Source organism: Rubripirellula lacrimiformis (genome assembly GCF_007741535.1).
Classification (GTDB): domain Bacteria; phylum Planctomycetota; class Planctomycetia; order Pirellulales; family Pirellulaceae; genus Rubripirellula; species Rubripirellula lacrimiformis.
Map to the genome: position 1 here is coordinate 7981720 of NZ_CP036525.1, position 13152 is coordinate 7994871.

The following is a 13152-nucleotide window of genomic DNA, read 5'->3' on the forward strand; positions in this document are numbered from 1 at the left end:
GCGTGATGCCCCCCCGCAAGCTAGGCATCCCCCATGAATTCACAACGCTTCGTCTTCGTCGTTCTCTTCGTCGTCATCATCATCTTCGTCGGTGAATGAATCTTCATCCGAGACCGGGGGCAACGTCCCGGCCGCGTCTCGGTCGCGGATCCACAGAGGCACCAACAGGATCGCCCCGGCCCACCCCAGGATCACCCAGGGTCCGCTGAAACTTCCTGGCCACCACGACAACGATTCCATCATTCGCCATGCGAACAATTGAAGCGTCAATACGATTGGCATCGCGATCGCAAACGCGCCCAGCCCATCGGTGGAACGGATCACCCAGCGACGGATCGGCACAGCCAAGATCGTCGCCACCACGGTGACGGCAATCACCGTTTTCCAGCCCACCACCAACGACGGCAATGTGATGATCGCGATCAGATCGATCAAGCGACGCGTGGAATTGCCCAGCGGATCGGTTTTCGGATCTGCTGCCGGACAAAATGCGGGGGCCAGCGACCGGCCGATCATCACCGCCGCCGCGATCGACGTCAGCACGCGGACCAGCGCATCGACATAGATACTGCTGCCGGTCCATAGCGGACGACCATCGACCATTTGCCAGGTCACGATCATCAGCGGCGGCAGGGCTAGGATCGCGACTGCGACCACGCCCAAACCGATTTGCACCAAGCGTACCGGCAAAGTGTTTCGATCCATCCGAATCAACCCCATCGCCCACGACACCGCCAAGCCGAACCCATGGAACAGCAACACCACAAGAACCGGTGTGTCGACGACGGGAGCCCATAGCGGACCGCCGTGCCAATGCGTCGACTGACCAGGCAGACTTAGCTGGTACAGTTGGCCGATCGCCACCAACGTCAACGAGGCCCCCACGATGCCCTCGACAATGGGGTATCGCGGCGAGATCGGCAACCGACAAGACCGGCACTTGCCGCCCAACGCTAACCACCCAAATACCGGAAAATTGTCACGCGCCTTCAACTGGGCATGGCAGCGTGGGCAGTACGATCGGCCGTTGACCCCCTGGCCTCGCGGCATCCGCCAAACCACCACGTTCAGAAAGCTGCCGATGGACGAACCGACCCAAAAACACCACAAAAACACGATCACATCGATCGTCCGAGGAATAATCAGGTCATCAGATTGGTAGTAATCGGTTCCGGCGGCCTGCCAAGCGGACAACCCAAAAATGTAGGCCGCCACCGCAAACACGACTCCCACCAGGGAAATCAAGAAGGGGATTCGGATCGGAAATCGTCGACGTGGCAAAACGAGCTTTCGAGGGTGTGAAACGTCATCTCGGCCCTGGCCTACTGGCAGTGCAGCGGGCAACTGGCAGTACACGGGGACCTTCACGCAGGCCGCATCCTAACCGAGACAAATTTGCATACGCAATTCGGCACCCCAAAAGCCCATCGCCGCGCAGTCGCCGGGAACGTCCTGAATCGCCCGCGACCTGGCCTACGCGACCTGGCCTACGCGACCTGGCTTGCAGGGCTTGGCAGATGGGGCGCTGGCTGCGTCCGGCCGACCGATCAGGCATCAACCCAACCGACTGTCTCCCCATGGCAGGCCGCGAGTCGTTAGAATGCGAATCACTTATCGGTCATCCGGTGACCACATTGCAGATCCCCATGACGGGCTCCCGACGCTTTCGCCCAAGCATCGCCTCAACCTGAGAATCAATGACAGGCACTTCTCACATCCTGGTCGTCGACGACAGCCCGACCCAACTGCGTCAGATGCAGATGGTGCTAGAGCAGGACGGATTCATCGTACGCGCGGTCGAAAATGCCCAGGCGGCGCTCGAGGCGATCGAGCGGGAGTTACCCGCGTTGGTCGTCACGGACCTCGAGATGCCGGGCATGAGCGGGCTGGAATTGGTGGAAACACTGCACTGTTCGCACAAGTCGTTGCCCGTGCTGTTGACGACCGCCGAGGGCAGTGAAGACGTGGCGGCCGAAGCGCTGCGGCGCGGGGCCACTAGCTACGTGCCCAAACGTGACATCTCGCGGACCCTGTGCTCGGTCGCTCGGCAAATCTTGTCGGTCCACTACGAAGCCCAATCGGTTCGCGAAATCGCCAAGTTCGCAGTGGGCTATTCGCTGAAACTAACGCTCGGGAACGACGAATCGCTGGTCCCCAAGATCATCGCCAGATTGGAACAACCGCTGGTCGAACTGGAATTGTTCGACGAGGGCGAACGCATGCAGATCGCGATGGCTCTGGACGAAGCGTTGGTCAACGCGATCATTCACGGCAACCTCGAAGTGTCGTCGGACCTGCGCCAAACCAACGATGGCCAGGCCTACGTCGACAAGATCAGCCAGCGGAAATCCGAATCGCCTTACCGCGACCGTAAACTGCATGTGATCCTGGACGCCAACCGAGATTTGGCGACCTTCACCATCCGCGACGAGGGCAACGGATTCGACTGTGCCGAACTGCGTGACCCGACGAATCCCGAGAACCTAGAACGTGCCGGGGGCCGCGGCCTGCTTTTGATCCATGCCTTCATGGACGAAGTCAGCCACAACGATGTCGGCAACGAGATTGTGATGGTCAAGCGAAAGCCGACTCCCGAATCGACCGACGCCGAACCGACCGACGATTCGGCCGAAAACGCTGCCCAGAACTGATCAGAGCGCGACTCGTCTCGATCGCTGTCCCCGCACTTCAACCACACCGATCGATTGATGCCGGTCCCTTCGATTCGTCGCAGCAATGCCAACGAACATCCGATTCGCGAAGATGGCGACTATGTCCTGTATTGGATGATCGCATTTCGCCGCACTCGGTACAATTTCTCCCTGCAGCACGCCGTCGATCTGGCCAAACAGTACCGCAAGCCGTTGGTCATTTTCGAACCACTGCGGACCCGTTATCGCTGGGCCAGCGACCGATTGCACCAGTTTGTGATCGAAGGCATGCGTGACAACGCGGCGATGCTCTCTAGCAAACCGGTCACCTACTATCCGTACGTCGAACCCCGGCCCGGTGTCGGCACACCGCTGCTGCATCGTTTGGCGGCCCGCGCCGTCACGGTCGTCACCGATGAATACCCGTGTTTTTTCCTGCCGCACATGATCACGGCGGTCAAGGATCGACTACCGGCTCGCCTGGAACTGGTCGACAGCAACGGGGTGATGCCACTTCGCCAACCCGAGCGGACCTTCACGGTTGCCCATAGCTATCGCCGCTGGATGCAGAAAAACATCCTGGACGCGCTGTGTGAAATGCCGGACGAAGATCCGCTGAAAGGGTCTCGCCTGCCGCGGCTGGACCGCTTGCCAACGTCGATCACCAAGCGCTGGCCGGCGGCCGACATCGACGATTTGTTGAACGGGGGATTGGCGTCGATCCCCATCGACCACGACGTCCTGCCCAGCCCGACGGTCCGGGGCGGTGCCAAAGACGCGGCCAAGCGACTTAGCCGGTTCATGGATCACACCATCGATTCCTATAGCGATGACCGCAATCATCCCGACGAACACGCAACCACGGGGCTGAGCCCGCACCTGCATTTCGGTCACCTTTCGGCTCACGAATTGGTCAGCCGAATCTTCGAACACCAAGACTGGTCGCCGGACAAACTCTCGCCTCCCAACGGCAAGAACCACGGCTTTTGGAACGTTGACGAGTCGTCCGAAGCGCTGCTGGATCAAGTGCTGACATGGCGAGAAATGGGGTTCAACCTCAGTTTCCGCGAACCCGACCAGTACGACAAATTCGAGTCGCTGCCAGATTGGGCCAAAAAATCGCACCAGCAAACGATGTCCGACCCGCGGCCAGAAACCTACACCGCCGAACAACTAGAAGCCGCCCAGACGGGTGATGAACTGTGGAACGCCGCCCAACGAGAGATCGTGGAGACCGGCGTGATGCACAATTACATGCGGATGCTGTGGGGCAAAAAGATCCTGCAGTGGAGTCCCACGCCCCAGCAGGCGCTGCGGATCATGATCGATCTGAACAACAAATATGGGCTGGATGGTCGGGATCCAAATTCTTATAGCGGAATTTTTTGGGTATTAGGGCGGTATGACCGAGCTTGGGGCCCAAAACGGCCGATTTTTGGCAGTGTCCGGTACATGACCAGCGATAGTGCGAGGCGAAAACTGCGCCTAAAACGTTACCTACAACGCCACACCGACTCAAATTAGCCATCTTTCATGCCAAAAGGCCTTGCCCATCTGCTGCGATATCGATAAATTCCCCGATTCTTCGTAGTCCGATCCGTCACTGGATATCGCTGCGAATTGGTGGTTACATCCCGAAAAGCACGCAAAAAACAAGTCATTTACGTGGTCGCTCAACCAACTTTTATCGCAAAACCCGGCCAAATTGAAAAGCAATGGCACCACGTCGACGCATCGGACGAAGTCCTGGGTCGATTGGCTAGCGATATCGCAGTCGTCTTGATGGGCAAGCACCGCCCGCAATACACGCCTAACACCGATTGCGGCGATTTCGTTGTCGTGACCAACGCCGAAAAGATTGCGATGACCGGTCGCAAAATGGACGTTCGTCACTACACCTGGTACACCGGACACCCCGGTTTGCGTTTGGAAAGCTACGGCAACCGCCTCAGCCGCAAACCCGAAGACTTGATCTACCACGCCGTTCGCCGGATGCTTCCAAAGAACAAGCTGGCTTATCAAATGATCAAGAAACTAAAGATCTATGCCGGTTCCGAGCACCCGCACACCGCACAAATGCCTCAAGAACTGAAGCGAACTAGCAAAAAAGTCTAGTTTCTCAGGTTCACCTGGCCATCTTATTTTCAAGCACATTTAACTCCCTCATTCACAAACGTTCGAACCTATGATCGTCGTCAAAAAGGACAAAATCAACGGAGACGCCCTGGGCACTGGCCGACGCAAAAGCAGCGTCGCGCGAGTCCGAGTGCGTCCCGGCAGCGGCAAGTTCATGGTCAATGGGAAAGAGATCGAACAATACTTTGTGAATGATCAGCATCGCACTGCGATCATGCAAACTCTGGAAGCCGCCGAACACACCGAAAAAGTCGATGTGATCGTGCGAGTCAACGGTGGCGGCATGACCGGTCAAAGCGGTGCGGTACGCATGGGCTTGGCTCGAGCCTTGGTCAGCCATGACGAAGCACTGCACGATCCAATGCGAGAAGGCAGCTTCCTGACGCGAGATTCGCGTATGAAGGAACGAAAGAAACCTGGTCTGCGTGGTGCCCGTCGGGGTGTCCAGTTCAGCAAGCGTTAATTCGCTTCTGCGTTTGCCCACTTCAGCCGCCGATTCTTTCGGCGGCCCCCGCGTGGCAAACAGGATTGGCATTTTTGCCGCAGCCAAACTTGCTGGTGATGAATCGGGTGCAAAGACGCTTCGTTCTTTGGCCTCCGAATCATTTAGCTTCGAAAAAGCGGATTTCGGCGAGCTATTTGCACTGTTCTGATCGTCATGGGCGATTCGCTTGCCAGATTGGCTGGCGGTCGCTTTATCTTTTGCTGATCGCGTGCGAAACTTTGCAGGCGAGAAATAGCACGAGACATAGCGTCGGAAAGCGATTTCGATGCACTACATTCAACAGTCAGAGGGTTGGTTTTGGGAAAAAAAGAAGATGCTTTCGAAGTCGAAGGCACAGTCACACAGGCACTCGCCAACACACGCTTTCGGGTCCAATTGGAAACCGGCAGTGAAGTGATGGCCCACGTTGCCGGACGAATGCGGAAACACTTTATCCGGATCGTTCCGGGCGACAAAGTTCGTGTGGAGCTGTCTCCGTACGACCTGACCAAAGGTCGGATCACCTACCGCGAACGGTAATGCAGATCCGTTTCCGGCATATAGTTCGGAAACGTTGATCGCTATTTCTGCCGCGCCGCTGCGAAGAAAATTCGCATCGTGACGCGCAGCGGCCAATCGGCATGCTCCCAAAGCGCCGTCGCGATACTCGCCAACAGCCTCGGCCCTCGATTTGGGATCACCAAACCGCTAGTGGTTTGTCGATGGAATCATCCGCGACGCGTAAGCGGCCGGGATTGCCCCATGTCCATCCCTATAGCTTCACGGCCAGCGGATCGTCATTTCAGGCGATTTTGCGCGCCCCACGATGGGATCCATGCGGCCAAGCAGTGCTGATCAAGAACTCAGGTTGCCGTCATTTGCCTAACCGGCGAAACTTCTGATTAGCTCGAAACTTCTGGCTTGTTCGGCGGGTAGTACTATGCGTACGACGGTCGGCAACCGATTCGACGGCGGGTGATTTCCGATCAACGATGTTGGATCGGCGACCTGTGCGGACCACCAAGCACGAAATGTAATCGGCGGGCAATCTTGCCCGCCATCAAATGCCCTTTTGAGGATGATGACGCGATGGGTTTGTGGAATCAATTAGTTCGGCCGTTCACAATGGCCAGATCAACAACAGCGATGGTGGCCGGATGGGTCGCATGCGTGGCAATCACCATGTCGCCCGCGATCGCTCAAGAACGACTGCAATCGGGCTCCGCCCCGGCGGCCGCGGCCAATGCAACCGAACCGGTACTGGTCGTCACGCTTGGGTCGATCAACAAATTGATGCAGGACATCAACTACCTGACCAGCGCTGTGGGGCAACCTCAGGCGGGCGGCATGTTCACAATGCTGGCCGGAACGTTCACTCAGGGCATCGACATGGACATGCCCATCGGCGTCCTGGTGCCGTTGGTCGATGGAGCCCCGCAACCGATCGCTGTGATTCCAACCACGGACGTCAAGTCGATCCTGAAACGTCTGGAAGCTCAAACGGGCCCTGCGGACGAATTGGATGACGGCACCCTGGTGATCGCCGTTGGCGTCAACACGGTGTACATCCGCCAATTGGGCAACTGGGCTGCGATGGCCCCCAGCAAAGCTCTGCTTGATTTGGCACCGGCCGATCCAACCACTTTGTTCAACGGATTGGGAAATGATTATGACATCGCGTTCCGATTGCAGATGCAACAAGTTCCTGCTGCGACCCGCGGCATGCTGATCGCCCAAATCCGTCAAGGATTTGAACAAGCGATGGAAAAGCAGGACAGCGCTGATGCCGAAGCGACTCGCGAAATCGCCGATGGCACGATGAAGCAACTGGAACAGTTCATCAACGACACCGATTCGTTGATGTTCGGCCTGAACATCGACCAACCCAACCGCAACGTTTCGATCAACACGTCGTTCACCGCTGTGGCTGGCACACCGTTGGCCGACATCTATGGTGGATCCAAGCCGATCCCATCGCAGTTCGCATCGGTCATCCGTGATGATGCAGCCGCCTACTATCACGCTGCTAGTTCGATCAGCCCCGAAGCCGTCAAGCAGACTCGCACGACGCTGAAGAGCACAATTAGCTCGCTCGGCGGAGCTCTGGAGAACGAAGACAAGCTGAACGATCAACAACGTGCCGACATCCGTGCGATGGTTGATCGCGTCGCCGACTTGGCAATCGCGTCGATCGAAGAAGGACGTGCCGACGTGGGCGCCCTGTTGCTGGCCGACCAGAACGATTTCCGATTCGTATTCGGTTCCTTCGTCGCCGACGGAAACGAAGTCGCACAGATCGTGAAGGACTTGGCTGCCAAGGTTGAAAACGAAACCGACGCACCACGATTCAAATTCGATCAAAGCACCTACAAGGGTGTCACGATGCACATGATCGAAGCGGACATTCCCGCCAAGGAAGACGAAGCCCGCCGTGCGTTTGGCGACACACTGCAAGTTCACATCGGCACCGGGGCCAAAGCGGTCTACATGGCAGTGGGTCGAAACAGCGATTCGTTGCTGAAGGAACTGATCGACAACAGCACGCTGGATCAGGGAGCGGATCGTCCGATCGGACAACTGAAGATCACCCTGCTGCCGATCCTAAAGTACGCCGATTCGATCGAATCCAACGATACCATCACGGCCATGATCAACGCTCTGCTAGCCGCCCCCGACCAAGGCCAGTTGACCGCGATCCAAGACAGCGTTCCTAACGGACAGTCTTCGGTCATCCACGTTGGTGAAGGTCTGCTGAAGGCCATCTCCGCTGCGGTCATGCAATCGCGTCAAGGCAACGGTGGCAACCAGTTCTAATCGCTGACCATTTGGATACGCGACCACTGAAAGACCGCCAAGGTGTGATGCCTTGGCGGTCTTTTTCATGCACACCTTCGCGCGCGACCATCATCACGCTGCGCCCCCCCATCTTCCTACTTCTGAACCTGATTCATCAGTCCTGACGTCATGAAACTCGCCAAACAGTTCGGATTCGTCGCACTGGCTCTGTTCATTGCCTGGCAAGCTTGGGTGGTGGTTGCCCGCTCGGACGCAAGCTCATCGGACCGCGGACCAAGATCCGATCTTGCGTCTGCACCGGATAGCGATCCCCCAACCGATGACGATCCGGACCAGGCAGACATCAGCGACGTCCTTTCGATGGCCAATGATGCGTTGGCCAACATGCAGGCAAACCTGGATGATTACACCGCCAGATTCGTGAAACAGGAACGCGACCCGTCCGGGAATCTCGGCGACCCGACCGAAATTGCACTGCGAGTTCAAACACGATTTCGCGGCCCGGACCGAAAGTCACCCCGCCGCGCCTATTTGAGATTCCAGTCTCCCGCAGCGGTCGACGGCCGCGAAGTGATCTGGGGCGAAGACCTCTACGATGGAAAGATGGCCGTCCACGAAGTCGGAATGTTCCTAGGCCTGAAAACGATTTGGTTGAACCCGACGGGGATGATCGCGATGCAGGGCCAACGATTCCCGATCAGCGAAATCGGATTGGTCAAGCTGGTCGAAAAACTAATCGAACGTGGCGAACAAGACCGGGGCAACCCTGATATCCGAGTGTCAATTTCCGAAGGGCATCGGTTCGACGATCGCGACACGCGTCTGATCGAAGTCCGCCGCAGCAAGCCGAATGACCAGCCTGACGATTTCTCCAAAGCCGAGATCGTGGTCGATCCTGAACAACAGCTGATCCTTCGCTACCGCAGTTTCGGGTGGCCCGCAGGCGAGGAAGAAGAAGCACCGCTGCTGGAATCGTATTCCTACCACGACCTAAAAACCAACGTTGGATTATCCGACATCGATTTCGACACCAAGAATCCCGAATACAACTTTCCCTCGTTCTGACCGCCCAGACAAGAAAAGCGCCACAGGTGAACCGCTGGCCGTGAGGCCACGGGCATTTGAGTGGATTCCCGGCCGCTCACGCGATTCACGGCTCACTCAATCGACAAACTCGCCAAGTGATTCGGCACGTCTTGATCGCCGAAAGTCTTGGCGACTTTCGCTACGGGAAAGAATTCGTCGAACTTTCAACGGCAATCGTGAACCGCTGGCCGTGAGGCCACGGGATTTTTAGGCAGGATTCCCGGCCGCTCACGCGATTCACGGCTCACTCAATCGACTGCTCGCCAAGTGATTCGGGCCTGCGTGATTGCCGAAAGTCTTGGCGACTTTCGCTACGGGAAAGAATTCGTCGAACTTTCAACGGCAATCGTGAGGCCACGGGATTTTCAGGCAGGATTCCCGGCCGCTCACGCGATTCACGGCTCACTCAATCGACTGCTCGCCAAGTGATTCGGGCCTGCGTGATCGCCGAAAGTCTTGGCGACTTTCGCTACGGGAAAGGTTGTGATTGCCGAAAGTCTTGGCGACTTTCGCTACGGGAAAGGTTGTTTGGAAGCACCTTGAATTCCGGAACGCCGGATCGCGGGGTCCGATGTCGACTATCATATCTGGCAACCGACGGCAAAGACTGCGGCTGTCGAATATCCCCCTTCTCATTCTTTCTGGACGCATGATCATGGATCGCAGGAACTTCCTTCGCGGCGCCACAGCAGCGGCGACAGTCGCATCGATTCACTCGCAAGCTTATGCAGCGGCCCCATCGAAACCACGTCGGGTGGGATTGATCGGCTGTGGATGGTACGGCAAGTGCGACCTGTTGCAGTTGATGAACGTCGAACCGGTGGAAGTCGTTTCGCTTTGCGATGTGGATTCCACGATGCTGAGCACTGCGGCTGATTTGATCGCATCGCGTCAGGTCTCCAAAAAACGACCGCGGACCTATGCCAACTTCCAAGAAATGTTGGACGAACAGGACCTCGACATTGTGTTGGTGGCCACACCGGACCACTGGCATGCATTGGCGATGATTGCGGCGGTCGATGCGGGTGCGGACGTCTATGTCCAGAAACCCACCGGCTGTGACGTGCTGGAAAGCAAAGCGATGTTGGACGCGGCCCGGCGGACCGGTCGAGTTGTCCAAGTCGGAACTCAACGACGCAGCACTCCACACCTGATCGATGCGAAACAGCAAGTGGTCGACGCGGGACTGCTGGGCGACGTGGCCTACGCCGAAGTCTGCTGTTACTACCACATGCGTGCCAACAAAAATCCACCGGACACAACGCCGCCGAAGAATCTGGACTACGACGCTTGGACAGGGCCGGCCCCGATGCGCCCCTACAATGAACTGGTGCATCCCCGTTCGTGGCGAGCGTTCATGGAATACGGCAACGGAATTGTCGGCGACATGTGTGTGCACATGCTGGACATGGTCCGCTGGCAACTGGACTTGGGATGGCCCCAACGAATCAGCAGCACAGGCGGGATCCTGGTCGACGTCGATTCCAAGGCGAACATCACGGACACTCAAACGGCCACGTTCGACTTTGATGATTTGGACGTCGTCTGGACACATCGCAGCTGGGGCAGTGCCCCGGATCCCGAATATCCTTGGGCGGGAATCATCTACGGGACCAAAGGGACGCTGAAGCTTAGCGTCAACAAGTTCGACTTTATCCCTCGCGGTGGCGGTCAAAAGATCCACGGCGATGCCTTGATCGAACTGGACAAATATCCCACCGACCAGTCCGACAAGAAAGACTGGAACATGGAACTGCATGTTGCATCAGCGATCCGTGGACACATGCGAGACTTTTTGAAAGCCATCGATGCACGCAGCAAACCGATCGCGGACATCGAACAGGGCCACATCAGCAGCGCGTCGTGCATCATGGCGAACAACGCTTTGACGCTGGGACGAACGATCCAGTTTGACCCGGCCACTCACACAGCGGTTGGCGACGACGAAGCAACCGCCCTGCTGAAACGCCCCTACCGCGCCCCTTACATCCACCCGGCAACGGCGTAGGGCCAGCGCTGGACCACGGGCGATGCTGGGCGATATCAGTCGCCACCATCGTTCAGCCTTTTCTATTTTTGACCGATCACGCGAGAACGAATTTGCACCGACACAACCGCGCCCGACGATTCTCGTGTTTGATCATCCTTGGGCTGATCGCGTCGCCCGCGTTGTCGGACGATTGGCCGCAGTGGCGAGGCATCCATCGCGATGCCAAGATCGATGAACCTGGCTTGATGAAGACGCTGCCCACCGGACACTTGGAACGCAAATGGCAAGTGGAACTGGGGGCGGGCTACAGCGGGCCAACGATCGTTGACGGACGAGTCTACGTGACTGACCGTGGCTTGGACGACAGCCCCGAAGAGATTGAACGCGTCCTATGCTTTGACGCCGAAAACGGTGACTTGGTTTGGCAGCACACTTACCCGGCAGTGTACGGCGAAATCGGATACCGAGCCGGCCCACGCGCCTCGGTGACCGTCCACGAAGGCCTGGCACTATCGGTCGGCACCGCCGGTCACTTCATTTGCTTTGACGCAAAAACGGGGGACATCCGCTGGCAACATGATTTGGCCCCCGAGTATTCGATCCGCATGCCGATCTGGGGCATCGCCACATCGCCGCTGGTCCATGACGGCAACGTCATCCAAGTCGTCGCCGGTGCGGGGGATGCCTGCGTCGTCGCCTTTGATCTTGCCACCGGGAAAGAACGTTGGCGTTCGATCGACGAAAAAGCGGGATACAGTTCACCAATATTGATCCAACAGGCTGGCCAGGACGTCGTGGTCTGCTGGACCGGCGAAAGTGTCACAGGATTGGACCCGCGAACCGGCCAGGTTCATTGGACCATCCCGATGTTGCCTCGAAACATGCCGATCGGCATTCCGACGCCCGTGGTCCAAGACGACCTTCTGTTCGTGTCATCGTTCTATGACGGATCGATGCTGATTCGATTTGACCCGAATCAATTGACCGCGGAAAAAGTTTGGCACCGCGTCGGTATCGACGAAAAAAACACCGACGCGCTTCACTGCATGATCAGCAATCCCATCATCAAAGGGGACTATATCTATGGCACCGACAGCTACGGCGAACTTCGATGCCTAGACATCAAGACGGGCGACCGAGTTTGGGAAGACACGACCGCGGTTCCCCGCGCTCGTTGGGCAACGATTCACACGATTCGCGATGGCCAGCGAGAAATCATGCAAAACGATCAGGGCGAATTGATCTTCGCGACCCTGACGCCGGAAGGGTTCCAGGAACACAGTCGCACCAAACTGTTGGATCCAACTCGCAAACAATTGAACCGACGCGGTGGTGTCACCTGGTCCCACCCAGCAATCGCAAACGGATACATTTTTGCCCGCAACGATCAAGAACTGATCTGCGCGTCGCTGAAAGAACCGGCAGACACGCCGTAGTGAGTCTTGCCAAATATCCCTTGGCAACCGATCAATCCATTCGAACGCCGATCGTCAACAGGATGTTGGCATAGCGTTGTTGGTCGCCGGTTTGGATGGTCAGCACGTGATCAGGCGTACTAACGGCATCATAGAACGCCCATTTGTCGATTGGTTCGATCTCGACATCCAAACCAGCATCCTTGATCGTTTGTCGATAATCGGACCAAACCGGGGGATCGCCGTCCAATGCGTAGGGTCCACTGGTTTCGGTCTGCATCGTCTGGATCGCTTCCACGGGCACCGCCGACAACAGGGCTTCGAGCACTTGATTGCAGGTCGGCACGCCTGGCATCAGATTCAGACTGATCAATTCGGCCTGGGGCCCCCGTTTGCTGGCAGCCGGATAATTCCCGTCTGCGATCAAAACACTGCTGTGGTGGCCGGCGGCGGCCAGGACGGCGTTGATTTGGGGATGGATCAACTTATGGCGTAACATTCGGATGGCACTCGGATGAAGTGGATGATTTCGATAGGATGACAGGATCATGCCGGTGATTCGATCCGGCCAATCTACAGCCCCAACATTGTGAC

General features: G+C 57.3%; 12 protein-coding genes. 10 read left to right on the forward strand and 2 right to left on the reverse strand.

Translation table 11 applies throughout. The annotated features are described in order from the left end of the window. Positions 1 to 39: 39 nt before the first annotated feature. On the reverse strand, positions 40 to 1245 hold the full coding sequence (locus K227x_RS27895) for a prepilin peptidase (protein ID WP_145175810.1): 1206 nt from the start codon (positions 1243 to 1245) through the stop codon (positions 40 to 42). Positions 1246 to 1697: 452 nt separating this feature from the next. Here K227x_RS27895 and K227x_RS27900 point away from each other — a divergent pair, with 452 nt between their 5' ends. The 10 genes from K227x_RS27900 to K227x_RS27940 all read left to right on the forward strand — a co-directional run bounded on the left by K227x_RS27900 (position 1698) and on the right by K227x_RS27940 (position 12579). Then, on the forward strand, positions 1698 to 2651 hold the full coding sequence (locus tag K227x_RS27900) for an ATP-binding response regulator (protein WP_145175813.1): 954 nt from the start codon (positions 1698 to 1700) through the stop codon (positions 2649 to 2651). A 57-nt stretch (positions 2652 to 2708) separates the two neighbouring features. Then, positions 2709 to 4175, forward strand: a complete 1467-nt coding sequence (locus K227x_RS27905) for a cryptochrome/DNA photolyase family protein (protein ID WP_391540400.1) — start codon at positions 2709 to 2711, stop codon at positions 4173 to 4175. A 162-nt stretch (positions 4176 to 4337) separates the two neighbouring features. Beyond that, positions 4338 to 4766 (forward strand): 50S ribosomal protein L13, encoded by a 429-nt coding sequence (gene rplM / locus K227x_RS27910; protein WP_391540467.1) that lies wholly within the window; start codon positions 4338 to 4340, stop codon positions 4764 to 4766. 70 nt (positions 4767 to 4836) lie between these two features. After that, a complete protein-coding gene (gene rpsI / locus K227x_RS27915; RefSeq protein WP_145175819.1) occupies positions 4837 to 5250 on the forward strand; it encodes a 30S ribosomal protein S9 in 414 nt (137 codons plus the stop codon). Positions 5251 to 5263: 13 nt separating this feature from the next. Further along, positions 5264 to 5440: a hypothetical protein gene (locus K227x_RS30970; RefSeq protein WP_218933597.1), complete on the forward strand. Its 177-nt coding sequence runs from the start codon at positions 5264 to 5266 to the stop codon at positions 5438 to 5440. A 149-nt stretch (positions 5441 to 5589) separates the two neighbouring features. Beyond that, complete coding sequence (gene infA / locus K227x_RS27920) at positions 5590 to 5811, forward strand: translation initiation factor IF-1 (RefSeq protein WP_145175822.1); 222 nt, start codon at positions 5590 to 5592, stop codon at positions 5809 to 5811. Between the two features lie 585 nt (positions 5812 to 6396). Continuing rightward, on the forward strand, positions 6397 to 8085 hold the full coding sequence (locus tag K227x_RS27925; protein ID WP_145175825.1) for a hypothetical protein: 1689 nt from the start codon (positions 6397 to 6399) through the stop codon (positions 8083 to 8085). Between the two features lie 150 nt (positions 8086 to 8235). Then, the gene (locus K227x_RS27930; protein ID WP_145175828.1) at positions 8236 to 9132 is read left to right on the forward strand and encodes a DUF1571 domain-containing protein; all 897 of its coding nucleotides are present in this window, start codon (positions 8236 to 8238) and stop codon (positions 9130 to 9132) included. 676 nt (positions 9133 to 9808) lie between these two features. After that, complete coding sequence (locus K227x_RS27935; RefSeq protein WP_145175831.1) at positions 9809 to 11161, forward strand: Gfo/Idh/MocA family protein; 1353 nt, start codon at positions 9809 to 9811, stop codon at positions 11159 to 11161. A 128-nt stretch (positions 11162 to 11289) separates the two neighbouring features. Further along, on the forward strand, positions 11290 to 12579 hold the full coding sequence (locus tag K227x_RS27940; RefSeq protein ID WP_246146342.1) for a PQQ-binding-like beta-propeller repeat protein: 1290 nt from the start codon (positions 11290 to 11292) through the stop codon (positions 12577 to 12579). Positions 12580 to 12610: 31 nt separating this feature from the next. On the opposite strand, the gene K227x_RS27945 is transcribed toward K227x_RS27940, so the two are convergent. After that, positions 12611 to 13057, reverse strand: a complete 447-nt coding sequence (locus K227x_RS27945; RefSeq protein ID WP_145175834.1) for an RbsD/FucU family protein — start codon at positions 13055 to 13057, stop codon at positions 12611 to 12613. Positions 13058 to 13152 lie beyond the last annotated feature (95 nt).

Excerpts from the sequence above, each read along its gene's own strand:
- K227x_RS27930 (WP_145175828.1), top strand. The coding sequence starts at position 8,236 with ATGAAACTCGCCAAACAGTTCGGATTCGTCGCACTGGCTCTGTTCATT.
- K227x_RS27905 (WP_391540400.1), top strand. The coding sequence starts at position 2,709 with ATGCCGGTCCCTTCGATTCGTCGCAGCAATGCCAACGAACATCCGATT.
- K227x_RS27945 (WP_145175834.1), bottom strand. The coding sequence starts at position 13,057 with ATGTTACGCCATAAGTTGATCCATCCCCAAATCAACGCCGTCCTGGCC.
- K227x_RS27925 (WP_145175825.1), top strand. The coding sequence starts at position 6,397 with ATGGCCAGATCAACAACAGCGATGGTGGCCGGATGGGTCGCATGCGTG.
- K227x_RS27935 (WP_145175831.1), top strand. The coding sequence starts at position 9,809 with ATGGATCGCAGGAACTTCCTTCGCGGCGCCACAGCAGCGGCGACAGTC.
- K227x_RS27900 (WP_145175813.1), top strand. The coding sequence starts at position 1,698 with ATGACAGGCACTTCTCACATCCTGGTCGTCGACGACAGCCCGACCCAA.
- rpsI (WP_145175819.1), top strand. The coding sequence starts at position 4,837 with ATGATCGTCGTCAAAAAGGACAAAATCAACGGAGACGCCCTGGGCACT.